A 25,144-nucleotide genomic window follows, 5' to 3' on the forward strand; every position below is an offset into this window, starting at 1 on the left:
ACTGCTTGACGGTTGGGGCATCAAGAAGCTAGGATCATGCCGTGTTTTCAACTGTTTTGCTCCCCTTTCTCGTCGTAACGATCAATATGACTTTTGCCTCGAACTCTTCAAAAAGCGATTCGCAGTCCCCACGAAAGGGTTCAGCGTTTGGCGGATTATCGGTCGCGATCATCACCCCATTCGCCGATGGTGAAGTGGACTATGTGCGACTTCGCGAGCAGCTAGAGTTTCAAATCGAGGCTGGCACGCGTTGTATTGTCCCCACAGGCACGACCGGCGAATCGCCCACCTTATCGCATGACGAACACGAGAAGGTCATTAGCGAGACCATACAATGTGTTGCAGGGCGGGCAAAAGTGATGGCCGGGACGGGCAGCAATAGCACCGCAGAAGCCCTGCGCTTAACGAAGCGAGCCGCCGCGGAAGGGGCTGACGCAACCTTGCAAGTCGCTCCCTACTACAACAAGCCCGCGCAAGAAGGTTTTTATCAACACTTCAAAGCTGTCGCGGAAGCAGTCGATATCCCGGTATGTATCTACAATATCCCTGGACGCTGCGGCAAAGAGATTGACGTCGAAACGATCCAACGCTTAGCGGAAGTTCCTGGAATCACGATGGTCAAGGAAGCAACTGGAAAATTGGACCAATGCTCGGCGATTGTCGGAAGCACGGACTTGACAGTCCTTTGCGGCGACGATTCGTTGACGCTTCCGATGATGAGTGTGGGAGCCGAAGGCGTCGTTTCGGTAGCTGGAAACCTGATCCCCAGCGACCTGATTCGGCTTGTCGAAGCGGCGCAAGAAGGCGATTTCCTGCTTGCCAGAAAAATACATCATCAACTCTTTTCACTCTGCCAAAATATGCTCTCGCTATCGACCAACCCGATCCCTGTCAAAGCTGCAATGCAATGTGTTGGTCGCGACACAGGTGAACTTCGGTTGCCGATGACACCTCTTGAACCAGCCGCGATGGCAAGTCTGCAGCAGACGTTGATGGCTTATGGAATCCGTTCCGCTATGTCGCAAAGCTCTTCAGGTCAATAGCCACCGCATACGAGCGATTCGCTCGGGGTGCAGTCATTCGTTTACGACTTCGGATTGTTTTTGAAAAAATCGTCGGTTGGCCGCTATATGCTGCGATTCTATCGCTACAATTATTGGCGTAGAAGCATAGTTTCACTGTTCCATCCCTCGAAAATTGACTTGAAAACAATGAACGCAAATCGAAATATCACTCGAATCGATCGTGACAGTTCTGGTGGCTACTTGGTCCGTGTGATGCGAAAAGGCAAAAAGACGTCAAAGTTTTTCTCGGACATTGAGAATGGTGGCAAAAAAAAATCATTGACCGCTGCGAAGGCGTTTCGTGATGAGCTGGAAAGCAAAATGGCTAGCTATACGCCAAAAGAATTGTCAAAAATCATGCGTTCCAACAATACCTCGGGAGTTGTCGGCGTGCGTTTGGTAGAAGAGGTGGACCATCGGTGGCCGTCCAAGCCCAAGTATTTGTATTGGGTTGCCCAGTGGAGTCCAGCAAAGGGGGTTCGTAAGACAAAACGTTTTTCCGTAGAGAAATATGGCGACGAAAAAGCTTACAAGATGGCGGTAAACGCGAGAAAGCGTGGCGTCGCGGCAATGCAGTCCGAGTAAGGGATGGGTTCATCTCAACGCAGAATTCGGGTTGCCTGTAGTGGATCTTGTTCAAGATCCTGCGACTTGGGGATCCATCACAAGATCCACTACCCTAGCATGAAGCTGTGACAAAGCACGATTGGGTTCGACGATCCGACCCATTCGCGAAGCCCCCCTCTTTTCCATCACTCTTTCCCATCCTGCTACCATGCTTGGTAGCGTCTTCAGGGAACGCGTTGGCGCGGTACACCGATTGCACTCTGCAATCAATCAAAGATCAAACCATTACGGACGATAAGGCCAATTGGCTTATGAAAATTCATGCACTGGGAACTTCGCTGCCTTCGCACTCCATCGCGCAAAGCGACTCAGCGGAGATCGCGGCCACGCTGTGCTGCGAAAATGACCAACACCGACGACTACTCACGACGCTTTATCGACGAACCGGCGTGAAGTCGAGGCACAGTGTCCTGCTCGATCCCATTCCGGTTGACGATGTCGCTGGAGCCGACTTTGCCGAGCGTCATTCACGGCCCAGCCATTCACGGTCCAGTCATTCACGGTCCAGTCATTCACGGCCCAGTCATTCACGGTCCAATGGGGCGATTGATGGCGAGCCAGCGCCTGCGGGCGTCAATTCAGCGGTGGCGACCTCTCCTTTTGATCAGCAAACCTTTTACCCTCCCGCTCAACATTCGCACGATCGTGGCCCGACGACGGGGCAACGTTCTAAGGCCTACCGCATTCATGCTGCGAAGTTGGCGATTGACGCGGCCATGGATGCATTGTCCCAGTGCGAGATAGCTGCTGATTCGATTACCCATCTCGTCACCGTCTCCTGTACCGGTTTCCAAGCTCCCGGAGTCGACGTCGCACTGATTTCCGCACTCGGGCTACCGGCTACCGTTTCTCGCACCCATGTTGGCTTCATGGGGTGCCATGGAGCGATCAATGGGCTGCGTATCGCGAAAGCCTTTGCTGACAGCGTCCCAGACGCCCGCGTGCTTCTCGTTGCTGTCGAGCTATGCTCGTTACATCAACAATATGGTTGGAATCACGATCGGATCGTCTCTAACGCACTGTTTGCGGATGGGGCAGCGGCAATCGTTGGTTCCGTTGGTGAAATCGGTCGCAGGCAATCAGCAATCGAGTTGCAAGATTCCTACTCATTGATTATTCCAAATACCGAAGCGATGATGAGCTGGGAAATTGGCGATCATGGGTACGAAATGTTTCTATCCGCAGAGGTCCCTGATATCATTCGTCACGCCACAAACGACGCCCTGAGCAAGTGGCTAGCCAAGTCCGGTTTAACACTTTCGGATATAAGGTCATGGGCGATTCATCCCGGCGGCCCACGAATCCTAGACGCTTGCTCGGATGCATTGAACTTGCAGGCCTGCGATCTGGAATCCTCTCGATCGGTACTAAGTCGGTGTGGCAATATGTCATCACCCACGGTACTATTTGTTTTAAAAGAATTACTTGATGCAGGGCGTTCTGCTCCAACGCTAATGCTTGGTTTTGGTCCAGGCCTAGCAATGGAAGCAGCAATCTTTTCTTAAGGGCGTCAATCGAAACCCTCGAAAGTCTTGGTGACTTCCGCTACAAGCGATACGATTCAATGTTTACGATTCAACCCTATGAAACTCATTGCACCTTCGATGTCCATGTGACAGCGAAGGCAAAGCAAACTTCGATCGGTGGTCATTTTGACGGGGCATTAAAAGTCTCGGTCACCGCGCCTGCGGATAAGGGCAAAGCGAACCAGGCGGTTATCAAGCTCATTGCCAAGACGTTAAAAGTTGCCAAGAGCCGCGTCGAGGTGCTGCGAGGCAAAACGTCTCGACGCAAAACGATCGCGGTACATGAGGCAGTCCCCAGCGATTTAGATGTATTGCGAAACCTATTTTCTTAACGAATCGAGTTTATTTCGTGCTGCACCACTATCGATCGTTTCCCGAGCCAACCTGACCGCGTCTGAAAGCGTGTTGCATTTTTCGACGAGCATCAATGCAGCGGCGGTGCCGGCGACCACGGTATCTCGGCAGGGTCCCGGTTGCCCGTCAAAGAGGTTGCAAATGATTTTAGCACTCTCAGCCGGATCAGCAGCAAGTAGCGAATCACTTGTGACGGCATTCAAGCCGAAATCTGCGGGTTCCCAGTCATATTGTACGATTTGGTTCGGTTTCACATCGACCACTTTCGTTGTACTACTGAGTGATACTTCGTCTTGTCCATCTTCAGCATGAACGACGAATGAGCGAGTGGTGCCCAGTTGGCGAATCGCATCAGCGACCATGGCTTGAGTTTGGGGTGTCGGCGTTCCCAACAATTGGTGCGTCGCCCCTGCGGGGTTGCAGAGGGGGCCGAGCAGATTGAACAAGGTTTTCACGCCTAGTTTTCGTCGCACGCCGACGACATGCTTCATTGCCGGGTGCAGTTTCGCTGCAAAACAAAAACAGATGCTATCCTCGTCAAGACGCTCGGCGACGGCGGAGGCATCGGACTCGATGGGAACGCCTAGCACCTCTAGCACGTCGGCCGATCCGGTCTTGCTCGAAGCTTTGCGGTTGCCGTGTTTCGCAACAGCAACGCCAGCGGCGGCGGCGACGATCGCGACCGCGGTACTAATGTTAAACGTTCCGCTGCCGCTACCGCCGGTACCACAGGTATCGAGCAAGATCGTGTGACGATGGGCGATCGGCGTCATGTGCCGACGCATCGCCTGGGCGGCCCCTACCAATTCGTTGACAGATTCCCCTTTGCGTTTCAAAGCCAAGAGCAGCTCGGCAACTTGCTCCTCTTTTGCCTTGCCATCAAGCATTGCATCGATTAGATCACTGGTTTGTTCTGCGGACAAATCCGTTCCTTGCTTGGCCTGGTCAATGGCGGTAGAAAACAGACAGATCATTGGCGGTACTTTTGGGTGTTTTATTTTACTTAAAGGTTAAAATAGTGCTGTCGATTGATGGAAACATTCCGGTGAGCCGGCGAGACGGACTCGCCATTGCACTCGAATCAAATTAGACTATCAACATGACACGAAAAATAATAATTGATTGTGATCCAGGGATTGATGACGCCGTTGCACTTTGTATGGCGTTGTTCGACCCGCGGCTCGACGTATTGGCGATCACGGCTACGGCCGGGGCGGTCGATTCAGATCAAGCGACCGCCAATGTTACCTCTATTCTGCAGCACCTCGACCCTCAGCGATACCCACGAATTGGAAAAGCTGCGGTCCCCGAGGATGCACCGGTCGTCGACGATCGATATTTGAATGGTAACGATGGGCTGGGGGGCTGCGACTTTCATGATTCCGGGCGTCAGCATTTACCGCCTAGCGAAAAAGTAATCGCTGAACTCCTGCGAAAATACCCAGACGAAGTGACGGTGTTGTGTCTTGGACCGCTGACAAACCTCGCACGTCTAAGCCGCCGCGACCCAACCGTACTCGAGCTTCTTGATAAGGTCGTCATTAGTGGTGGGGCAATTTCCCACGCTGGCAATGCAACCGCAGCGGCTGAGTTTAACATGTTTTTCGATGCCGTCGGCGCCAGCGAGGTTTTTGCTTCGGCAACGACCAAAAGCATGGTTCCACTCGATCTATCCGATTCGGTTAGATTCGGGGTTGATCTACTTGAAAAGCTGCCATCGAAAGAGACGCGTGCGGGTCAGTTTTTGCACAAATTGTTTTCTCACGCGTTTTTAGCAGCTCACGAGCAACTCGGACGCGAATTGATCCCGCTCTACGACGCAACGACATTGTTGGCCATCCTTGAACCGGAGTTGTTCCAGTGGACCAATATGGCTGCGAAAGTCGAAACGACGGGCCAATTGACTCGCGGGATGACCGTTTTCGACCGGCGTCTACGCCGAAAATGGCCGCTCAATGTGGAGGTCGCTACCAAGATCGATGGTGAAGCTGCTAAGGATATGATTACCCGTGGCCTAAGATACGCTGGGCAATTGACTTGAGACATTCTTGATTCGGTTTCCCCGCAATTTATCCTCCCGGCGAAGTTGCCTAAAACTCACGGAGTCGCCAAGTTTTCAATTCGCGCGTCGGAGAAGTATGCCAGCGGTGGTTGGAATTCTTTGACACTCGACCCGTCGATGACCAACCGCAGCGAACCCGTATCGCCAATGCGGTCAAACGAGATGGTGCCGACCGGTTGCTCTTCTAAAAAAACATACCAATCATCAACTTGCCGCTCGATGTCGACCACCATGTAGCGGTCGTTTTGATACAGCGGGGCCGAGAGCAGGGGGACTTGTTTCAATTCGTCAAAATCAGAGTTTTTGGTTCCGAGTGTCACTCCCGATTCGCTGAACCGTAGGCAACCGCGAACATCGAGGCGATCGGCTGCATCAACGGCAAAGTCAATGTCGACGGTTCCCGAGTGAACGTCTGGCCAAACAAACAAACTGATACGGGGATGGTCGACCACAGGCAATTCTCTCGTAATCGCGCTACGACGTGATGTCGACACGATCGCTGTCGAAGCGTCGGGAGCTTCCATTGTCTTCCACGCACCGATCATCGAACCGCCAATCGCCCAACCGCTTAACGTTTCGCCATCATAAAGTGGAGTCGATGTTACAATCTGTGTGTAGAGTCTCGGCCCGCGGACTGTTTTTCTTAGCATCCAAATGCCGCCGAGCAAGCATATCAAAACGAGTATCCCCGCAATTGCCCCAACCGATCGTCGTGATACCCACGCGGAGGTGTTGGGCGTTGGCGATGCGATAGGCACTGCGTCCGTTTGTGCGACAGCGGAAATCCCAATGGACTGAGTCACATCTTCGTGACTCGACGTTGACACAATTGCTCCCTGACGAATCCTCGATTGGTAATCGGAGAATCGGTCAACCCGATCGATCAAGGTTTCATAGGAAGCTGGTCGATGATCAGGATTGGGCGAAATCATTTCCATCAATAATGACAATTGCTCACCTGGAATCACGATCGGCAGTTCTGCCAATTCGATCGCGAGTGGCTTCGATTTTTCGAGACTCAGATGCGCAATGCTGCGACCTTGAAAAGGTGGCGCACCAAATATCAAATGCCAAGCGGTCGCCCCCAGTGCATACATGTCCGTCTTAAAATCGACAGCTTCGCCACCGAATTGCTCGGGTGACATGTACGCGGGACTGCCGACCAATTTGTCAGACGATGTCAGCTTCATGTCCTGAGTATGAGGATCCACAAAAATGGCTAAGCCGAAGTCAGTGATCTTAACCATCTCCGATCCCTTGGGCATGAACGATCCCTCCGGGGGTGATAACAAGATCAAATTGGCGGGTTTGATATCTCGATGAATCAAATCGTGGTTGAACGCATGAAGTAGTCCCGATGCCACCTGCCGTACGATGCTCCAAACCGTCGCCAGCGGCAATGGTCCTTCGTCTCGAATCGCTTGCTCGCAAGTGCGGCCCTCGACGTATTCCATCGCGAAATGGTAACGTCCCTCATGGCGACCGAAGTTCAATGCTTGAACGATATTGGGATGCTGAAGCCGAGCCAATGACTTGGCTTCACGTTCAAAACGAGCCGTCGATACAGGATTACTTATCTGATTGGCAAGAATCGTTTTGAGTGCAACCGTCCGCTCTAAATCGAGCTGCCTTGCTCGGTAGACGACTCCCATCCCGCCGCGTCCAATCAGTGACAAAATTTCATAGCTCGGAACGACCCGCGTCGGGTACTGTAACGATTCGGCGATATCGAGATCCGTTGGTGACAAGATTCCTTTTTGCAGTGCCGTTTGCCCAATCCATCCGCCTCGGTTGGTCACCGTTTCTCGCAGAGTATCCGCATCTTCATGGCTCAGCAATTCTTGCTGTAAGCAAATTTCAATGAAACGCTCATACTCATCATTAGGACTGGAAACAGGCATGCTATTGACTGGACACGATTTGGCTGAGTTGACTTAGAATGGAATCGACCGTGGGACGGTCAGCGATCGATTCACCAACGTAGGCAAACCGAACGCGTCCCTTTCGGTCGATAATGTAGGTCGACGGCTTGGCAAGCTGTGATCGAATCCCGAGTTGGTCGACGCCTGCTAGATTCACATCCAACAAAATCGGAAAGGGAATGCGATCATTGTCAATCGGAGCTTTCCGAATGCGAGAACTCAAATCGCTCGAATGAGTTGCATCGGTTTGCGTTTCAACCGGGAACACAACCGCTAGCTGAGCGTTGTATTCCGCAAGTTCCTCGTAGCGACGTGCCCACCTCGACGTTTGCGAGACACAATAAATGCAAACGCCATTGTTCCAGCCTCGGGTGATCACCAAAACGAGGTAATCCTTCGACATGATATCTGCCAATTTGACTGTGATCCCAGCTTCATTCGTGAACGTCAGGTCTGAAAAATCGTCAACCGTGATTGGCTGTGACTGGGCAACGTCCGTGAAGCGGATGCCGTCATTGGGCATCGTGTCGCATCCGTTCGCAACGAAAAGTATACATAGAGCCACTACTGCAGAGCTTGGGAAAACCGACATTCCGAAAAGAGTTTGTTTGGTAAATGACTTTTTCATTCTGGCAATAGGTTCACAGAGGCGGTTGTAGATCATGCTGGCGACTTGGCGAATCCATGAGATTCTCCAAGAGAGGGTCGCCTTCGCTCGACGAAAGTACATTTAGAAGACGGCTACACTCTCTGATTGTAGCGGCTTAGGGAGTGTTGCCGAGTCCATATTTTCTGCATCAACCCATGTTATAGGAATCAAATCCCGACCCAACCGAAACCGCACACCGCAGGGTGGGAGCGTTCCGCTCATTCTCGATGCCAGCCAGGTGTCATTCCCCACGCATAAATATCGGCTCAATAGCCAACACAGGTGTAGCGAGCTTCCATCTTGCCAAAATCGTTGCGTGACCTCATTTCGCTTCCATCCCAATCGTCGCCGTACAGACCATTCGATCCAAAGATGGCATAAACCCCGAGACGCGGCTACGCGGCTACAAAGACGACGGGGAAGAAAGTCGAACGGCAACATTGCTTTCGCCGCGGCTAATTGAGCAATGAAACGGTTCGTTTTTCGTTGGCACTGCGAACAGCGGAATCAACAATCTGTTGGCCAATACGACTAATCTTGGTACTTAGAATGCCTTCAACATCGCGTTCCTCGTTAAATAAATTCACCATATACTGAACCGGGTCTTGCCTTGGTGCTTGCAATACGTCCGAAGGCACCGGTTTCCCTTCGGGGCAATCGCGAGTTTGAATGTTGATGGTTTTGCCATAGTCCAACGACGAGATCGTGCCATCGGTTCCAACGATCACGAAACCACACTTTGGCTGCGGCTGATGGGTCCATGGATCGGTGAACGTTCCCCATCGCGTTTCCATTTTAGAAAGTCCCGACTCATAGCGACAAATGATGATACTATGCTCGTCAACCTCGAGGCCGACCGGTTGGTCGACGACGCACGTGACTTCGATCGGCTTGCGTCCGTTCATGTACCAAGTGGCTAGGGTTGTTCCATAGCCAGCGTAATCGAGAAGCGATCCACCACCCGCGCTCGCTTTATAGAACCAGCTATTCGGCTTCTCCTTGTCCACTTGTTCCTTCGTTCGCTCGATTTTGTCGGCGACGTGCCAAAGGGGACCGCGGTTACCCCCGTAATGATGCACTTCGATGACATCGCCGATTTGGCCTTCGTCAATTAAACGTTTGGCGGTGCAATGGGATGGCATCCACGCCAGAGGCCAATTGATTGCCAACCGTCGACCCGATGCATTCATCGCGGCAATCATTCGATCGGCCTCGGCAAGCGTTGCGGCAAATGGTTTTTCGACCATGATATCACACCCAAACGGTGCTACTTTTTCAACCCATTCGCCATGCTCCGCTGCGGCGGGGCAAAGGATCGCCAAATCGGGCTGCGTCGTTTCCAGGCATTTTTGATAGTCGGTAAAGACTGCATCCTCCGAAAGCGAAAAGGCTTTCACCGCATCGAGCATTCGCTCAGGCTGCAGGTCACAAATTCCAACGAGTTCGACTTCGGGATGATCGTAAGCGTGACGCAGTAAGTCGCCCATGTGGAAATGGTCAAAATTGATTCCGACTACTTTGTACTTGGCCATCGTGGTTATGCCTTGTTGTTCTACGGTAATAATGATTGAGGTCCAAATTGGCGAGAGCCTCGATTCCAACCTCCCCAGTAAGAGATGCCGGTGTCTAGAGATCACGGCGATTTTGCGGATGCTCTTATTCGGCAAATCAGAAACGTCCCACTCAGCGAGTTGTAGAGCGGTAACCACCGGTGGTCACTATTAACGCCTACTTTGCTCATTCCATTGCGGACATTCCGGGAGGTAGGATTATAGGTCTTTGCGAAAAAAGTAGAAACAGGCTATCGGTCCATCACGCCCTTCTTTCGCAGGTTCGCCCTTGAAAGTCCCCAGCCGCCGTGTCCCCAGCCGCCGTGTGGCCAGCCGCCGTGTCCCCAGCCGCCGTGTGGCCAGCCGCCGGGTGGCCAGTCGGATGCTTGGAAACAAGTTTTCTTGACGCCCCAATGAAGTCACGACCCCGCAATAGCAAGAATGATCCGTCTGCTGTGGCGGCGGCGCACGCGTGATCGCGTGGTCAAGCGAGAACTCCTCCACTCCTGACCGATTTGCCGATCGCCAGGTTACATTGTAGAGGAAAATGCCTCGTGGGCTATGGATTCAAGCCCATCAAACTGATGAGCGAATCGGTCAACGAGCTAACGGGTGCCGATGGTTCGGTGTACGTCCACATGTTTCGAAGCAGGTCGGTCATCAACATGCCGCCTAAACTCATGATCGCGATGATCATCACGAGTGCAACGCATTGCAAGAGTGAGAAAGGAACCTCGTAGCCGATGGTACCAGTCGCTGCCGCACCAACGGCAGCTCGGCTGCTGGTTGATTCGATGCCGACCTCTTCGGCTTCTTGCCCAAATCCATCGCCATCGTCGAATCCGCCGGCATCCGTAAATCCGTCGACCGCTTCGGCACCGAATTCGTCACCAGGTAAACCGACGGCCGGATCATCAAACGCGGCCACTTCGACATCGATCGGTTGAGAGTCCTCGACCTCGATCACTTGCGAGCCGCTTTCTGGTTCTGCCTCGAGGCCGATGCCGGACGGCGACAATTGGAAATCTTCATCCGCTTGAAAATCAACGCCACTGCCACTGCCATTGCCGTCATCCTTGCCAAGATCGAGCGAAGAAATGCTGCTACTGGCCAGATCAAGTGGTTCACTCTCAAGGGACAAACCGCTATCGGAGGGACTCATCAAGTTGATGCCGCTATCACCGGCAACCGACAAGTCGCTTTCGGCAGAACTAATCACCAAATCATCATCATCGTCGGCGATCATCAAATCATCGCTGCTTTCGTCGCTCATTCCCATCAGTTCTAAACTGCTGCCTAGACTCGATGAAGCGAGTAAATCTTCGCTATCGCCCGAGATCAAGCCACTACCGCTTTGTTCGCCGCCGAGAAGATCCAATTCGCTCAGTACATCACCGCTTGCTTTCAAAGCGTCATCGGTGTTGCCTTTCACATCAATTGGCGAATCCAGATCATCCATCAATTCGAGACTGCTCATCCCCGATGCGCTGGCGGCTGAACCCGACTTGGATAAAGCCGCTTCATCGACCAAAACATCGACGGAATCTTCGTCATCCTCACCAATTAAAACGTCGTCGCTGTCCTCTTCACTGATCCCAGAGAAACTCAAACCACTCTTACTGCTGTCAGCAGCTTCTTTGAGCACATCATCGAGACTGACGTCCGAACCCTCCCCGTCACCCGATATATCTAGCATCGCCGAATCGTGTTCGATAGCAGGACCATCGAGCTGCAATTCAGCGGAATCGATTTCTACGATCGGGTTTTTGTCCTCATCGAATAGGAAGTCACTGTCCGAGATCCCCTCTTTATCGTCGTCGCTGGCAACGAGTGAGACATCGCTACCTTCGCCATCGTCGGACAGACTTGCGACTAAATTGACATCACTGCCACCGCTGCCGTCGGCGCTCGTTTCGCCACCGACTTCAATATCGCTGCCGCCATCCCCTTGCGGCTCATCACCGCCAATGATTTTTGCCCCGCTTTCAACCGACATGCCAGAGTCGTAACCGAAGTCACCCACTAAATCGCCCGAACCTCCGCGAGAATCAGCCAATTCGTCTGCCAGGTTGTCAATGGCATCGACGGGGAATTTCCAACTTGCCCCATCACGGAAGCCACGAACTTGGCCTTGGCTACGCAGTTCTACCAATCGGTCGGTCGAAATTCCGAGTTTCTTCGCAGCATCTTCTAAGGATAGATAGTCAGCCATGAGGCTTCTTGGCTCCAGGTTTTCGCTATTTACAGCAAATACAATTAGTACACAGTAACTGCAATCCGTCGCGAATCAACAATCCATTCTACTATTGACGCATTTCCCGCGGCTCCGCGTTCACAATGCGGCTCCGCGTTCACTGTACGGCTCATTTTCCTTTCCCGTTCATACGGCGAATTTCCTCCGGCAATGGGCTGGTGGCATTGAGCAGCAGAGTAAAATCATCATCAATCGGGCGACTACTGGTTAACTGTATCGTTCCCGACCTATCAATATGATACACGGCCATCCAAGATTTTCTCGTATTGATTAGCGTAATTGTCTGACTTCCTGTGCCGTCAGAATGGGAAAAACCGATCATGTCGCCCGCAGCACCCACTTGGAAGGGGCGAGCAGCGGTTTGCGCAAGCACATTCTGCATCCCCTGAGCCGTCCCTACGACCGCGCCCGGAGCAGGTTTCGCTTGAGAATCCTGGCTATTTCCAGGAATTTCCGCCTCCATCGCGTCGCCCATCCAATCCCCATCGCCAAGCATGTCCGGCTGCTGGCTTGATACCATCCTAGCTGCTGAACCGATTAGCACTATGAACAAAACGCCAGTCACGACGGTCAGCGAAAGCGAACGAACCGATCCAAAACCGAGAATTCTGGTGGATTTTTGCATGGGTATTCATTTTGAATGAACAGAAATGATTGCGAAACGACTGGTTTTCATGTTAGCGACAATCAATCGCCGGTCCAGCGGTGGGCTGATCAAAACGATCCCACTTTGGCTTCGAAGGCGACATTCGTTTCCCTGGTTCAAGATGCCCCCCCCAGCGACCACGCCTGCTGCTTTGCCACCGCTTGATTTTGGGCTGGGCAAAAGAGTGGCTGGGCAAAGAGTGGCTGGGCATCTTGCCCCCGTCCGAGCCGACTGGAAGCCACCGCCAGGAAAGATGCTTAACCTGGCTCCTTCGTTGGGACAAAGCTCTACCAAAGGTCGCAGGACGCGTCCCAAATAGAACGCTCGATAAAATTTAACGTTTAGGTGAAGTGAGCCGGTCATTCTGGTCGATCCCATGGTAGCGAGTATGCTGATTCTGCGCTCGCGACCTTGTCCCACTGGCATTACGCACATAATCACTGAGGCTGCATTCGTGAAACGCTATCAAACCGATGGATCAACGGATTCTGGCTCGGGTGCCCCGTTTAGTGGAGTTGCCTGGGGCTCCCTCGGCGTTCTGATGGCCGGCGCGTTCTATTTAGTCGTGAAATTGACCGCTTGGCCGCCACTCGAACGCTATTTCCTTGGCCACCCGGTCGCCGTTGCTGCGACGCTGCTGTTTTCGATTGGTGCTGCGATCCTATTCGGAAAGTTTTGCCAAACGACGATCCAATGGAACATGCTTTCGTCGCTACGCGATGAAGACCTGATGCTCAGCCGTGATTCCAAGACCACTGCCGAGCGATGGTTGGAAACACATGACGCTGGGCACGTGGCCCGACATTGGTTGACCCAAATCCGCGAGCTGCCACTCCGCACTCGCGGCAGTGTCCTGGTTCGCCGGCTCGAGGAAGTTTTGACGCGGCAATCCGAGCGTGGGACGTCGAAACAGCTGCCGGATGATTTGCGTGAATTGTCAGCACGTGATGCTGACGTCGCCTACGATTCGCTCGGCATTGTTCGCATCATCGTTTGGGCGATTCCCATGCTTGGGTTTCTTGGAACCGTCATCGGAATTACCCAGACTCTCGGTGGACTCGACTTTACCGACGGTGTTGCCGCAGTCGATCGACTGAAGAGCGGTTTGTATGTCGCGTTCGATACAACGGCACTCGGCTTGGTGTTGTCGGTGGTTGCCATTTTCTTGCAGTTTCCGATCGAGCGATCCGAGCAAAAACTGCTCTCGATTATCGATGCACGAATTGGAAGCTTGGTTTCATCCGGTCTGCCAAGCGATGAGGCATCCGATAACCAGGTCGCCTTGATTGCCGACCTTTGCGAAGGCATTCGCGTCGCGGTGGCCGAATCGATTGAAAGCCAAGCAACGGTATGGCGGCAAACCATCGATGTTGCCAAAGAACATTGGCAAAGCGTTCACCAAAGTGACACGAATAAGATTGTCGAAGCGTTCGAGGAATCGCTGAAACCGGCACTGCGAAGCCACGCCGAATCGCTCGAGCAATCATCCGTCGTGGCTGCTGATCGTTGGAGTCAGCAGTGGCAACAGTGGCAAGACAGTTTGGCCGAACATGCCGAACAAATCAGCACCGTCCAGCAATCGATGGTCGATCAGTACAGTGCGTTGACCAAAACGAATACTCGCGCCGGTGAGCTTGTTGCAATGCAGCATTCGATCGATTCGAGTTTGCAACAGCTTAGCGAAACCAATGCCGCAATCGAGCGCAGTGTCGAAGCCTCGGCGGGTGACGGGATGGCCGATGCGATGCGAATTCTTGCACGCGCGGTCGATGTGTTGTCGCAGCGGATGGCTGACTCTAGCCGAGCAATCGATTCTGGTAACGTGCAAGACGAGCCGTTCATCTTTACTCAATCGATCGACGAGGCACACCGCGTCGATGCGGATGATCACGACACGAACCAAAGGCGTGCAGCATGAGCGGGCGACGCCGGCAACCCGTATCCCCATCGCTGTTTCCCTTCCTCGCTGTTCTCGTCTGTACGCTCGGTACGCTGATTCTGTTTCTAGCCCTCGTGGCACAGAAAGCGACCAAGACAGCGGAACAGAAGGTGGCCGAGGCGACACAGCAAGCTGAGCAGCAATTGGCGGAAGCCGATGCTTCGGCCGGTTCGTCGCTCACCGCGAAAACAGTCGATTCAATGATTGCCGAAGAAGAGCTACGGCTCGCTCAAGTGGTTGCGTTTCGCGACGAACAAGCAGCCGATTTGGGGGCCAAACGCGATCACCTTACGCACATCGAAGACCATCTCAAGCGGGTTCGAGATGAATTGATGCGGCTGAGCGACGAAGTCAAGCGTGCGACGGGCGAAGAGGAAGTTGAAGTGATCGATGAAGCGACGATCGCATTTATGAAGACGAAGCTCGAAGAAGAAGAAAAAGCGGTTGAGAAGCTAAAAGAAAGCACCGCCAACCAAACGCCTCGCGTTGTCATCGTGCCTCACAAAGGACCCAATGGTACCGATCGCCGACCGATCTATTTGGAGTGTACCAAGAACGGCATCATGCTGTGGCCCGAAGGCGTCCGAATCACTCCCGAGCAAATCGAAAAGAGTAGCCGTGGTGCCAATCCCATCGATGCTGCGCTGCGCATTGTGAGACATCATTGTTTGCAAAACTACGGCGATCCAATCTCGCCCTATCCGCTGCTTGTTGTTCGTCCCAATGGAATCGAAACCTATGCCGCTGCACGGGGCGCGATGGAGGATTGGGATGACCAATTCGGGTACGAACTTGTTCCAGAAAACGTGGAACTAGCATTCAACCCACCCGACCCAGCGCTGAAAAAACGGATCGATCAGGCTGTTCAAGATGCCATCGCCAACCAACAAGCTCGCACGGAGATATCACGGCTGGCCATGAATGGACGTGGCCGATACCCGCGCGCTTTCGATGGCAACCGCGGATCGAATTCAGGTGCTCGAAAACCACTGCCAACCCTATCAGCGAAACAGCTTGATCAACAAGGTCGAGCAAACGGATTCCATAAAGCGACTGACGGTATGCCCAGTGGATCGGAGTATTACGCGTCCTCCGCGAACTCGTACTCAAGCAGAAACTCTGCGAGGAAACAATCCGATTGGTCAACGGGCAATGGGACTGCTACAAACGCGAGCCAATCGGGGCAAACCGGTTCGAACGCCAACGGCGAGGGTGTGGGCTCGGCGATGAGTGCTCCGTCAATGCAACGAATTGAAAACGATATGGAAATAGCCGCATCCGAATTACGATCGCCGTCGGGCCTCTCCGAGGCCATGACAACACTGCCCAGTGGTATGAGAGAGGATCAGTCAGCGGAAGAACTTTTGCTAGGCAGTGCCAGCGGGCTGAGAACACCGGGTGATGGCAGCACGACGAATGGTGAGATGAGTAGCTTCTTAGATAGACACCATGCTAACCCTGCTACCCCCTCAAGCACTGGTTCGTTTGCCGATTCGATCACAAATCCCTCTGACTTGACACTCGGTCAACCCGACGGTTCGCAGCCCGGATCGAGTACCGGATCGAGTTTTGATTCCCCCGACGCGTTCATGGGAAATGAGAGCCTGCAAACGGAAGGGGCGTATGCCGATAGCGATTCGGTTCATGGTGGGAATGCTCAGCAGGGCTCCGCTGCCAGTGGTGGACAGCGTGAAGGTGAGTATGGAGCAATCGGATCACCATCCGCTGGCGGGGCGAGTAGCTCGGCTCCAGCTCCATCGGAAACTCAGCAGAGCGGCAGCATGTCGATCAGCAATCGCTCACCCAATTCGTCGCCCAATCGCAGCAACCGCGGTGAGAACTGGGCTGTTCCTGAGCATGTTGCCGTCGCGAAAGGCAACCAAATCGTCCGCACGATCCGGGTTGTCTGCTACGAGGACCAATTCATTCTTATCGCGCCCTCAACCGGTGGTGCAACCGAGGTGTTTGGTTTCTCCGATGGCAATGTGTCCAAAGCGACGTTCGATTTAGGGGCTGCCGTTCGTGAACGAATTAGCGGCTGGGGACCAACCTTCCCAGGCGGCCGTTGGCAACCGGTACTCAGTGTGGAAGTCATGCCAGGCGGTAGCGAACGTTTCGAACAACTTCAACAATTGATGCGTGGCAGCGGCGTGGAAGTCCGAGGTAGTGGCGAAAATGTCAATGTGAATCGTGCTCCGGCACAACCCAGGAGTAACCGATGAGCCAGCCAAAACGCAACCGAACCACGATCGAACTGGGGCACGATTCCTTTTTGGACATCGTCGCGAACCTCGTTGGCGTCCTTATCATTTTGGTCGTCGTCCTCGGAACGCAGTCCTCCCAGGTAATCGAGCAGATCAAACAAAGGACGGATGCAGAATGGGTTGTCGACGAAGGCAATCAACCAGCTAGCGAAATGCAATTGGCATCGCTTGGCCATGTCGCGATGCGAGCGGCATCGGCGCTTGCTGATTCCGAGCGACTCGAATCCTCGATCAAACAATACGATGCTGAAATCGCTCAACGCGAAGATCAACGCCGCCAATTGATGGATTTATTGGCCGTTGCGAAAACGTCTTGGGAAGAAGAGAAGGAAAAATTCGATAAGCAAGCAACCATCATGGCCAAGCGCAATCGCGAATTTGAAGAAACCAGAAATCGGTTAGAGGAACTTCAAGGTCAAAGAGAACGACTCGAGGGCGAAAAGACTCCCGTGGTCGCTGTTACCCATTTGCCTACCCCAATGGCCCGGACAGTGTTTGGAGACGAAATCCATTTCCGGCTCAAGGGTGACCGCTTGTCCGTCGTTCCAATTGAACATCTCATTCAAGAGATCAAGAACGAATTCGAGCGTGCGGTAGGCGGATCGCGTGATGGAGTATTCGATTCAGCGGTGGGGCCGATTCGCGGCTATGTCGCGCACTATGAAATGGCGAAGTCTCACGAAATGGTTTCCCGAGGTGGTCAAGTCGGCATGGCTAAGAAGGTTGCATTGGTAGGGATGACGATCTCGCCACTCAAAGAGCCCATCGGCACACCGATCAAAGAAATCTATACGGAAGGCAGTGAACTCGATATCGAATTGGCTGGACGTGATCCGGCAACGACAACCATCACCGTGTGGGTTTATCCAGATAGCTTTGCCGCATTTCGACACTTAAAAGAGCACCTCTACGCACGTGGTTTCGCCGCCGCCGCGCGCCCGTTACCGATGGGCCGCGAGATAACCGGCAGCCCACAAGGATCTCGATCGAGTGCGCAGTAGAGATGCTTTCCTTAGACGTGGCCTAGGCTTCCAGCCTAGGTCTTGCAATTTCCCCAGGCTGGAAGCCTAGGCCACGGCAATACAACCTTCACCGCCCTACGGCTGCAGGATCTCGTTTCCTCTCTGCAATCCTTCAAGTTGCCGAGTGTAGATTTCCGGTAGAGCCGTCGGGTATCGTTGGCCCGTACCGATGTCGGTGTGCGGGCCAAAGTCTTCCTCGCGTGCTGCGGAGCCAAGCGGAGTCGTCAGGGTGTCGTTGATCGTCTTCAGATAAGCTTGAAGTTTCCAGGCGGGTATGATCGTCAGGCCGAGTTCGTTCGCACGCGCTTTAATATCGCCGATCGCCTTCACCTGTGAAGCGTCAAGATCTTCTTGTCGTTCGTCGGCTTTGTCGTCAACCACCAAGAATCGAACACTTGCATCGAGTTTTCCTCGCACATTTCCGGCGGTGGACACTTCGGCAACGACTTCGGCCCCTGCCGCTTGAACCATGCCCTTGATCGCTTCGTTATCGGGTCGACCATCGCCATCGATATCGATTTCGCCGGCCAAGGCAATCTTGACCTTGCGGCCTGGTGCCCAGAATGGAGAGTAGATTTGATCGTTGGGAATGATCGGGTACTTGATCTCAGGTCGAGCGACGACGCGAGCTTCGGCGAGATGTTCGTCAAGCAAACGGGTGACTTGGATGGTCGCTTTGACTTTCGCATCTTTTAATCTCGTTTCATCCCCAGCGATAACCCCAAAGGTGACACCTGGTCGCAGGGCATCGCCCGCTCCTAGGTTGATCGTGACAATGTCACCGCGAACAAACCGAATCCGGCCTTGGGTGTTTTCAAATCCATCGCTACGAAGCTGGTTGAGCTGATACTTTTGAGTCTCAATCGTGTTTTGCAGTTGATCTTTTTTACGCGTCAGCATCGTTGTTTCTTCAATCTTTTGACGATTCAGGTTTTGATATTCCTGAGTCAACTTCGTCAAACTGTCGCGAGTTTTCTCTTTCTCTTGATTCATCCGTTCGCGATCCTGCACAAACAGTTCTTTTTCCGAATCCAGTTTCTTTTGCAGATCGAGCGCCTTTTGTTCAGCGACTTGCTGAGCTTTTCGGGCGTTGGCGATATCGTTGTCCGCTTGTTGCCGAATCTTTTGGACATCTTCGGTCGCTTTGCGGAATTGGTCATTTCGAGAACGAATCGTGCTCATCAAAAACTCGGGCAATTTCGAGTAGTTTCGGCTCTGAGCATCGACGTCGGCGCCAAACAGCGACATATCCTTGACATACTGCTTTTCGATCGCTTCCATTGCGGGATCTCCGCTCGAACTTTGCTTGAGCGTCTCGAATTCAGCCTCGCTCATACTCCCTTGCCCGAGCATGACTTTCATCAATTCCGATTGATCACTTATTTTCTTCAGCTCACTCCCTGTACTCGACAGTTTTTCCCTTATCTGGGCTGCCTCACTCGATGCCACGTCAGCTTGCTTCCAGAGGAAGAAATTGAGCGCAAAGGAGAGTACCAGGAAAATCAAACTGGCAATTAAACTGCCTCGGATGACTGAATCGTCACGTGCAACCATTTTTTTTCGATCAAAAAGTGTGAGGAACGAGGGAAAAGGAGCATGATTAATCCTACAGCATATTTGCCGAGCAGCTCTTTTCTACCGCCAATTCTAACAATTGTAGAGCAAACGTGGGGGAATTTTTTAGCTTTAACGGTTCTACGCATCAAATTGGCAAATCGTTTTGGAAACGGCTCCGAAATTCGGGCTTTGCTGCCTGCGGTCCCCCCCCTTGCCTCGAAGCCACTTGCCTCTCGGCAATCGGAGTCTCTCGGCAGACGGAAGCCTGCCATTGTAGTGGGGGGGCCCAGGAGTGAATTGCCAGGCATAATCATCCTGGGAACCCTATTCCATTCCTGGGAACCATCATCCTGGGAACCACCATCCTGGGAACCATAAAAATTTAGAAATAATGACTTGTCTCAGGATTGCCTGCTGGTGATAATGGGCCTATCGGGTCGCGATAACGCGTCGCGACAGTTACCTTTCCGAACGATCGTTCGCTCGACTCTGGTTGGCACCTGAGCGATCGGATCGTCGAACCAAGTTTGAAAAAGGAGGTGATCAAGTGGAATATTGCTGTACTTGCCAACGGGGTGGTAACCCGTAGTTAAAGTCGGCGGGCTGATGCTTCGGCGCAGCCACCCCACCCTCGCGATCATCTTCTCATAGAGAACGCGAGAACATGCCCGTTTGCTGAGTCCACGACTTTTGGACTTGGCAAGCGGGTTTTTTTATGGATTTCTTCCTACTCGCATCGCTAGCCATTCCATTTTACAATTTGGATGCCGCCGCTGCTCGCCTTGCTTTCCTACTCGTTTTGGTTTTCCGTTCATGCCGACTCAACGCACTGCCGTCTACACTGGGTCGTTTGATCCAATCACGCTTGGTCATCTTCATATCATCGACCGAGCCGCAAAGCTGTTCGACACGTTGGTAATTGGCATCGGCATCAATGCGGACAAACGCCCGTTGTTCGATACTTCGCAGAGAGTGGCTTTGGTTGAAACGGTGACCCGTCCATTTGAAAACGTTGTCGTCGATGTCTTTTCGGGTCTAGCGGTCGATTTTGTCCGCAAAATGAATGCGCATATCATGGTTCGCGGGATCCGTCCGCTGACCGATACCGCAGGCGAATTCACGATGATGATGGCCAACCACCAACTCGATCCAGGCATTGAAACCGTTTTCTTAATGGCGGATGAGCAGTACACGCACGTCAGTAGTTCGCTGCTCAAACAGATCGCATCGGTTAGCGATGATGACGGACAATTGGCGAAGTTTGTGCCTTCGCAAGTCATTCCCGCGCTAAGAGCTCGGATGAAGAACCACTAGCAAATCGGGATTTCACCTAGTGAAGTCTCCTCGAGACTCAGGGGAGATGAAACGCCTCGGCGAGATGCGACGATTCTGTCTGCCCTCGTCCAAAAGCTATTGCGGTAACCCGCTGCGATTTTGTACGGTCCCATCCTGTTGATGCAATTTTCGACCTGCCTACGGACCTTTGCGGCACCATGACGCTCTCGAACCCACCGAAACTGATTCCTCGTGGACTGATTTCCTACTCTCTCGTTGCAGTTCTCCTTGCGGTTGGTGGGTGCCGTGCTTCGCGTCCAACAGGCAACCTGTTCCAAGTCACGCGACACGATCAGGGGGAGATCACCGACGTCGAATCACCTCGGCAACGTTTGGCATCGACGAAACAACGCGTGGGCTCCGTTTTTGGAGGTGTTTCCGAACAGGATCGTTTGCAGGCAAATGGAGCGGAGACGGGGCAGGAAACGAGTCCCCAAATGACCCGGCAAGTCTCCTACAGCGAAGACCACGAAGATGCCAACCGAACAAATCCATCCGCTCCTGGACATTCATCGTCTAAGCCAACGGATAAACTATCTGACGAAGAATTGATGGCGGCTTTTGAGGGGACATCGCCGGAGATCAAAGAGCAAGCACTCCGACAATTGGTTGCCGTCCTATCGCGGAATGCAGAAACGACAAAGCAACCCGCTGCGTTAACCGATGCGATCGAAGAATCCGTCCAAAAAAATTACAATCTACCGAAAGCCAAAAACCAACCGGCGACAGAACCGTTAAAACGATTGGCCATGCAACCGGAATCTCAAAGCAAGGCATCGAGTCAATCCACGGCCAAGACGTCGGCTGAGCCGAGTGAAGATGTTTTTGCAGATTCTAATGATGACCAAGAAACATCATCGGAGCTGGCCGTCGCCGTGGTTGAAAGTTTAAGCGACCACAAACCAGAATCAACCCCAGAATCAACCCCAGAATCAACCCCAGAATCAACCCCAGAATCAATCGTAGTTCGGACGGTCTCGGCGAGCGGACCTCAAGTGGACGAGGGGATGGTTGCCAATGCCGTCGTCGAGTCACCCATCGATGCTGATTCGTTATCCGCTGAAATGCTATACGAGTCTTTGCTCAAGCGGATATCAACACCCGTGGAAGGTGAAAGCGAAGCGGATCGAGCGCGGCGAATGATCACCGCTCGGCATTTAATGGTACTAGCAGGAAACCCCGATGCCGCCGTCGGAAAGATCGATGGGATGACGGACAAGGAACAAGAATACCTGCGCCATCAATTGCTCGGACTTTGGACGATGGTAGACCCCGAAGGGCACCCGGTGCAAAGCCGCCGATTCAGTTCGGCGCTGCCGCAGCTCCGCGAGGCGACCCGATACCTAGCTGCGGCGACCGATTCTCTTGAAGTCCGAGCCTTGGCATTCTGTACCGAGATTTTGGCGTATGGCCAGATCAAGAAATTTGAAAGCAGTGTCTTTAAGCCTGCTCAACAAGTCATTCTCTACTGCGAAATCGACAACTTTGTAGCATCGAAAGTCGATTCGGGGTATCAAACCCATCTGCAAGGCAGCTACGACATTCTCGATTCAGAGAACCACAAAGTTGCCAGCCAATTATTGCCCGCGGATAAACAGGTGTCTTCCAACTATTTGCGTGACTACTTCATCGCCTATCAGATGCACCTGCCGCAAAATTTAGCGGTTGGGAAATATCGTCTGCAGCTAACGATGGAAGATATCGAAGGCAAAAAGTATGGACAGTCGAGTATCGCTTTCGAAATTCGATAATTCGAGCCCAAGCGGGTTTCCCCTCGAAAACACGGGCAAGAGCGAAAACACGGGCAAGAGCGAAAACACGGGCGTCGACCTTGCTCTTTGTAGACGGATTGTCCAGCGGCAATCGAAGCCGCCTCATGAACACGGGTCGCGTTTGGTATCAAGAAACGCGGATGGAACCTGTTGATGGAACCAAAGGAAGCAGGATAAACAGCAGCCGGAAATCCTGCTAAACTTTGCCATCACGTTAGAAACATCGAACCAAGTGTGCGGAGAGTTTTCAATGCGTTTCACAAAAATGCACGGGGCGGGTAATGATTATGTTTATGTCAATTGCTTCTCCGAACCGTTGCCGACCGACAACCTCCCCGAGCTAGCTCGCAAAATTTCGCACCGGCATTTCGGTGTCGGGGGCGATGGACTGATCCTGATCAGGCCCAGCGAGATTGCAGATGCCAGAATGCAGATGTTCAATGCCGACGGAAGTGAAAGTGAGATGTGCGGCAATGGGATTCGCTGTGTCGCAAAATATGTCTTTGACCATGCCATCGCTAGCAAATCGAGTTTGCAAATCGAAACTGGTGCAGGCGTGTTGGACGTTTCCCTCTCGCTCGGTGACGATGGAAAGTGCCAATTGGTTTCTGTCGATATGGGATCACCGTCATTGGAAGCGTCCGCGATTCCTACGACAATCAAAACGAGTGGCTCCGTGGTCGATCACGAAATCGATTTTGCAGGCCAAAGAGTCGCTGTGACATGCGTGTCGATGGGCAACCCGCACTGTGTCGTCTTTGTTCCCAAAGTGACCGATGAATGGGTGCTTGGACTCGGACCGGTAATCGAGACCGACCCTCGTTTCCCAAATCGAATCAATGTTGAATTCGTCGAGGTCCTATCGAAGAACGAGGTTCGCCAGCGGACTTGGGAGCGAGGCAGCGGAGAAACGTGGGCCTGTGGTACCGGTGCGTCCGCGGTTTGCGTCGCAGGCGTCTTGACCGGTCGAACGAACCGTACGATCTTGAACCACTTGCTTGGCGGCGATTTAACACTTTCGTGGAATGATGCCGATGGCCATGTCATGATGACCGGCGAAGCAACGGAAGTGTTCTCGGGAGAGTGGGAAGAATCGTCGACCGTCCAGCCTTCGGCGACTCTATCGTGAGCGATGTACCGATGCAGCCAACTCGCAATGCGATTTCCGTTGCCGAGCTAACCGGACATATCAAGGCGGTCCTGGAACAAACCTTTCCATCGTTGTGGGTTTCAGCCGAGATTTCTGATATCGTGCGTCCCCGTAGCGGTCATTTGTATTTCACGTTGAAAGGGGACGGATCCCAAATTCGTGGAGTGATGTGGCGAACGGCGGCGACTCGACGGAAGCATGAACTTGTCGAAGGACAAGAAGTCCTCTGCTTCGGCGATGTTGAAGTCTACCCACCGCGAGGGACCTATCAATTTGTGGTTCGAAAAATGGAACCACGCGGTGTTGGAGCATTGCAGTTGGCTTTCGAGCAATTGCAAGCCAAGCTGAACGGTGAGGGCTTGTTCGCCGCCGAAAGAAAGCGGCCAATTCCCTCATTGCCTCGGCGAATCGGCATCATAACGAGTCCATCGGGTGCGGCGGTTCGCGACTTCCTCAAAGCGTCGTCAAATCGCTATCGAGGTAGCGAAATCGTCATCATCCCGTCGTTAGTCCAAGGCGAAGGAGCCGCAAAGTCGCTCGTCCATGCCATTGGACTTGCCCAGCGTTTGGTACCCAAGTTGGATGTCTTGGTTGTTTCAAGAGGCGGTGGCAGCATCGAAGACTTGTGGTGCTTCAATGAAGAACCGGTTGTGCGTGCCGTTGCGGCTTCGTCGATTCCCACCGTGTCGGCGGTGGGCCATGAAATCGATGTGACGCTATGCGACTTGGCTGCTGACCTTCGAGCGTTGACGCCGACCGATGCTGCCACACGCGTGTTACCGGATGCACGCCTGATGCGCAGCGAGATATCCGATTTGCGTCACCGGCTTCACCAAGCGATTCGACAAACAATCTCGCGACGACAATTTGCCGTTTCTTCGTTGAAAGAACGTCCGATTCTCCGCAAGCCGATGGAGATCATACAGATGCGGTGGCGGATTCTCGACGAACTCGATGGACGCGCTCGACGCGCAGTGATCGGGAATTTGGATCGCTCCCGCGCGAAGACAGCAGAGATGGCCGCTGCACTCTCTGCCCTATCGCCGTTGTCTGTCCTTTCACGTGGCTACAGCGTCACGCTCAATGCGAATCAAAAGCCAATCACGAACGCCGAAGAAATAGCTGAGGGTGACGTCATTGAAACCCGATTGAACCGGGGCAGGTTCAAAGCGATCGTGAGCGAGACAATACCGTCGGATTGAGAGTCCGATTGCGATAGAAATTCAAGAACACTCGCAACTCCAGTGTTCAATCCTGGCAGCCGGCGTTGGAGTCGACTAGATATGTTTGGCGTGTGGATTCCTTGAAACCTTCCATGATCCGGTTGGTCTCTTGCTCGCTAAATCGAAAACGAATTGAATGATGAAGCGTTTGCTTGTGTCGCTGATGATCGCGTTGGGCACCACCGTCGCCGTGCTCGCGCCGAACATCGATCGTGTGGCCGCCAGCGG

At 53.0% G+C, this 25,144-nt stretch carries 20 protein-coding genes; 13 read left to right on the top strand and 7 right to left on the bottom strand.

The genetic code is table 11. The annotated features are described in order from the left end of the window. Positions 1 to 86 precede the first annotated feature (86 nt). The 4 genes from dapA (at position 87) to Q31b_RS18260 (ending at position 3,549) form a co-directional block, all read left to right on the top strand. A complete protein-coding gene (gene dapA, locus Q31b_RS18245) occupies positions 87 to 1,043 on the top strand; it encodes a 4-hydroxy-tetrahydrodipicolinate synthase (protein ID WP_146601420.1) in 957 nt (318 codons plus the stop codon). A 168-nt stretch (positions 1,044 to 1,211) separates the two neighbouring features. After that, complete coding sequence (locus Q31b_RS18250; protein ID WP_197171776.1) at positions 1,212 to 1,649, top strand: AP2/ERF family transcription factor; 438 nt, start codon at positions 1,212 to 1,214, stop codon at positions 1,647 to 1,649. A 293-nt stretch (positions 1,650 to 1,942) separates the two neighbouring features. Then, on the top strand, positions 1,943 to 3,196 hold the full coding sequence (locus Q31b_RS18255) for a type III polyketide synthase (protein WP_146601098.1): 1,254 nt from the start codon (positions 1,943 to 1,945) through the stop codon (positions 3,194 to 3,196). Positions 3,197 to 3,255: 59 nt separating this feature from the next. After that, positions 3,256 to 3,549 carry a DUF167 domain-containing protein gene (locus Q31b_RS18260; RefSeq protein ID WP_146601099.1) on the top strand — a complete coding sequence of 98 codons (294 nt, stop codon included), beginning with the start codon at positions 3,256 to 3,258 and terminating at the stop codon, positions 3,547 to 3,549. On the opposite strand, the gene trpD is transcribed toward Q31b_RS18260, so the two are convergent. Next, on the bottom strand, positions 3,538 to 4,545 hold the full coding sequence (trpD, locus tag Q31b_RS18265; RefSeq protein WP_146601100.1) for an anthranilate phosphoribosyltransferase: 1,008 nt from the start codon (positions 4,543 to 4,545) through the stop codon (positions 3,538 to 3,540). The two genes, Q31b_RS18260 and trpD, sit on opposite strands and share 12 nt — an antisense overlap. Before the next feature lie 125 nt (positions 4,546 to 4,670). Between trpD and Q31b_RS18270 the strand changes: the two genes are divergently transcribed. Next, positions 4,671 to 5,612 (top strand): nucleoside hydrolase, encoded by a 942-nt coding sequence (locus Q31b_RS18270; RefSeq protein ID WP_146601101.1) that lies wholly within the window; start codon positions 4,671 to 4,673, stop codon positions 5,610 to 5,612. Positions 5,613 to 5,668: 56 nt separating this feature from the next. On the opposite strand, the gene Q31b_RS18275 is transcribed toward Q31b_RS18270, so the two are convergent. The 5 genes from Q31b_RS18275 to Q31b_RS18295 form a co-directional block, all read right to left on the bottom strand. Then, complete coding sequence (locus Q31b_RS18275; protein WP_146601102.1) at positions 5,669 to 7,534, bottom strand: serine/threonine-protein kinase; 1,866 nt, start codon at positions 7,532 to 7,534, stop codon at positions 5,669 to 5,671. Between the two features lies 1 nt (position 7,535). Beyond that, entirely contained in the window at positions 7,536 to 8,078 is a 543-nt protein-coding gene (locus Q31b_RS18280; RefSeq protein ID WP_197171778.1) for a peroxiredoxin family protein, read from the bottom strand. 581 nt (positions 8,079 to 8,659) lie between these two features. Beyond that, complete coding sequence (locus Q31b_RS18285; RefSeq protein WP_146601104.1) at positions 8,660 to 9,736, bottom strand: Gfo/Idh/MocA family protein; 1,077 nt, start codon at positions 9,734 to 9,736, stop codon at positions 8,660 to 8,662. Positions 9,737 to 10,313: 577 nt separating this feature from the next. Continuing rightward, positions 10,314 to 11,966, bottom strand: a complete 1,653-nt coding sequence (locus Q31b_RS18290) for a DNA-binding protein (protein ID WP_146601105.1) — start codon at positions 11,964 to 11,966, stop codon at positions 10,314 to 10,316. Between the two features lie 151 nt (positions 11,967 to 12,117). Then, positions 12,118 to 12,633 (bottom strand): hypothetical protein, encoded by a 516-nt coding sequence (locus tag Q31b_RS18295; RefSeq protein ID WP_146601106.1) that lies wholly within the window; start codon positions 12,631 to 12,633, stop codon positions 12,118 to 12,120. A gap of 15 nt (positions 12,634 to 12,648) precedes the next feature. Between Q31b_RS18295 and Q31b_RS28410 the strand changes: the two genes are divergently transcribed. The 4 genes from Q31b_RS28410 to Q31b_RS18310 all read left to right on the top strand — a co-directional run bounded on the left by Q31b_RS28410 (position 12,649) and on the right by Q31b_RS18310 (position 17,858). Continuing rightward, positions 12,649 to 12,819, top strand: a complete 171-nt coding sequence (locus tag Q31b_RS28410; protein ID WP_197171780.1) for a hypothetical protein — start codon at positions 12,649 to 12,651, stop codon at positions 12,817 to 12,819. A 289-nt stretch (positions 12,820 to 13,108) separates the two neighbouring features. Next, positions 13,109 to 14,572 (top strand): MotA/TolQ/ExbB proton channel family protein, encoded by a 1,464-nt coding sequence (locus tag Q31b_RS18300; protein ID WP_197171782.1) that lies wholly within the window; start codon positions 13,109 to 13,111, stop codon positions 14,570 to 14,572. Beyond that, a complete protein-coding gene (locus Q31b_RS18305) occupies positions 14,569 to 16,815 on the top strand; it encodes a hypothetical protein (protein WP_146601108.1) in 2,247 nt (748 codons plus the stop codon). Before Q31b_RS18300 ends, Q31b_RS18305 begins: the two co-directional genes overlap by 4 nt. Next, entirely contained in the window at positions 16,812 to 17,858 is a 1,047-nt protein-coding gene (locus Q31b_RS18310; RefSeq protein ID WP_146601109.1) for a hypothetical protein, read from the top strand. Before Q31b_RS18305 ends, Q31b_RS18310 begins: the two co-directional genes overlap by 4 nt. Before the next feature lie 96 nt (positions 17,859 to 17,954). Here the strand turns inward: Q31b_RS18310 and Q31b_RS18315 are convergent, their stop codons facing one another. Further along, positions 17,955 to 19,433 carry a hypothetical protein gene (locus Q31b_RS18315; protein WP_146601110.1) on the bottom strand — a complete coding sequence of 493 codons (1,479 nt, stop codon included), beginning with the start codon at positions 19,431 to 19,433 and terminating at the stop codon, positions 17,955 to 17,957. An 816-nt stretch (positions 19,434 to 20,249) separates the two neighbouring features. Here Q31b_RS18315 and coaD point away from each other — a divergent pair. The 4 genes from coaD to xseA all read left to right on the top strand — a co-directional run bounded on the left by coaD (position 20,250) and on the right by xseA (position 24,895). Continuing rightward, entirely contained in the window at positions 20,250 to 20,750 is a 501-nt protein-coding gene (gene coaD, locus Q31b_RS18320) for a pantetheine-phosphate adenylyltransferase (protein WP_146601111.1), read from the top strand. A 179-nt stretch (positions 20,751 to 20,929) separates the two neighbouring features. Further along, positions 20,930 to 22,522 (top strand): hypothetical protein, encoded by a 1,593-nt coding sequence (locus Q31b_RS18325; RefSeq protein ID WP_146601112.1) that lies wholly within the window; start codon positions 20,930 to 20,932, stop codon positions 22,520 to 22,522. A 271-nt stretch (positions 22,523 to 22,793) separates the two neighbouring features. Continuing rightward, positions 22,794 to 23,672, top strand: a complete 879-nt coding sequence (dapF, locus tag Q31b_RS18330) for a diaminopimelate epimerase (RefSeq protein ID WP_146601113.1) — start codon at positions 22,794 to 22,796, stop codon at positions 23,670 to 23,672. Then, complete coding sequence (gene xseA, locus Q31b_RS18335; protein ID WP_231617675.1) at positions 23,669 to 24,895, top strand: exodeoxyribonuclease VII large subunit; 1,227 nt, start codon at positions 23,669 to 23,671, stop codon at positions 24,893 to 24,895. The genes dapF and xseA overlap by 4 nt, the downstream gene beginning before the upstream one ends. The last annotated feature ends 249 nt before the right edge of the window (positions 24,896 to 25,144 follow it).

This window comes from Novipirellula aureliae, assembly GCF_007860185.1.
GTDB lineage: Bacteria > Planctomycetota > Planctomycetia > Pirellulales > Pirellulaceae > Novipirellula_A > Novipirellula_A aureliae.

What these genes read in the sequence shown, in the direction of transcription:
- dapA (WP_146601420.1), top strand. Translation starts at nt 87, where the DNA reads ATGACTTTTGCCTCGAACTCTTCAAAAAGCGATTCGCAGTCCCCACGA.
- Q31b_RS18250 (WP_197171776.1), top strand. Translation starts at nt 1,212, where the DNA reads ATGAACGCAAATCGAAATATCACTCGAATCGATCGTGACAGTTCTGGT.
- Q31b_RS18255 (WP_146601098.1), top strand. Translation starts at nt 1,943, where the DNA reads ATGAAAATTCATGCACTGGGAACTTCGCTGCCTTCGCACTCCATCGCG.
- Q31b_RS18260 (WP_146601099.1), top strand. Translation starts at nt 3,256, where the DNA reads ATGTTTACGATTCAACCCTATGAAACTCATTGCACCTTCGATGTCCAT.
- trpD (WP_146601100.1), bottom strand. Translation starts at nt 4,545, where the DNA reads ATGATCTGTCTGTTTTCTACCGCCATTGACCAGGCCAAGCAAGGAACG.
- Q31b_RS18270 (WP_146601101.1), top strand. Translation starts at nt 4,671, where the DNA reads ATGACACGAAAAATAATAATTGATTGTGATCCAGGGATTGATGACGCC.
- Q31b_RS18275 (WP_146601102.1), bottom strand. Translation starts at nt 7,534, where the DNA reads ATGCCTGTTTCCAGTCCTAATGATGAGTATGAGCGTTTCATTGAAATT.
- Q31b_RS18280 (WP_197171778.1), bottom strand. Translation starts at nt 8,078, where the DNA reads ATGCCCAATGACGGCATCCGCTTCACGGACGTTGCCCAGTCACAGCCA.
- Q31b_RS18285 (WP_146601104.1), bottom strand. Translation starts at nt 9,736, where the DNA reads ATGGCCAAGTACAAAGTAGTCGGAATCAATTTTGACCATTTCCACATG.
- Q31b_RS18290 (WP_146601105.1), bottom strand. Translation starts at nt 11,966, where the DNA reads ATGGCTGACTATCTATCCTTAGAAGATGCTGCGAAGAAACTCGGAATT.
- Q31b_RS18295 (WP_146601106.1), bottom strand. Translation starts at nt 12,633, where the DNA reads ATGCAAAAATCCACCAGAATTCTCGGTTTTGGATCGGTTCGTTCGCTT.
- Q31b_RS28410 (WP_197171780.1), top strand. Translation starts at nt 12,649, where the DNA reads ATGAACAGAAATGATTGCGAAACGACTGGTTTTCATGTTAGCGACAAT.
- Q31b_RS18305 (WP_146601108.1), top strand. Translation starts at nt 14,569, where the DNA reads ATGAGCGGGCGACGCCGGCAACCCGTATCCCCATCGCTGTTTCCCTTC.
- Q31b_RS18310 (WP_146601109.1), top strand. Translation starts at nt 16,812, where the DNA reads ATGAGCCAGCCAAAACGCAACCGAACCACGATCGAACTGGGGCACGAT.
- Q31b_RS18315 (WP_146601110.1), bottom strand. Translation starts at nt 19,433, where the DNA reads ATGGTTGCACGTGACGATTCAGTCATCCGAGGCAGTTTAATTGCCAGT.
- coaD (WP_146601111.1), top strand. Translation starts at nt 20,250, where the DNA reads ATGCCGACTCAACGCACTGCCGTCTACACTGGGTCGTTTGATCCAATC.
- Q31b_RS18325 (WP_146601112.1), top strand. Translation starts at nt 20,930, where the DNA reads ATGACGCTCTCGAACCCACCGAAACTGATTCCTCGTGGACTGATTTCC.
- dapF (WP_146601113.1), top strand. Translation starts at nt 22,794, where the DNA reads ATGCGTTTCACAAAAATGCACGGGGCGGGTAATGATTATGTTTATGTC.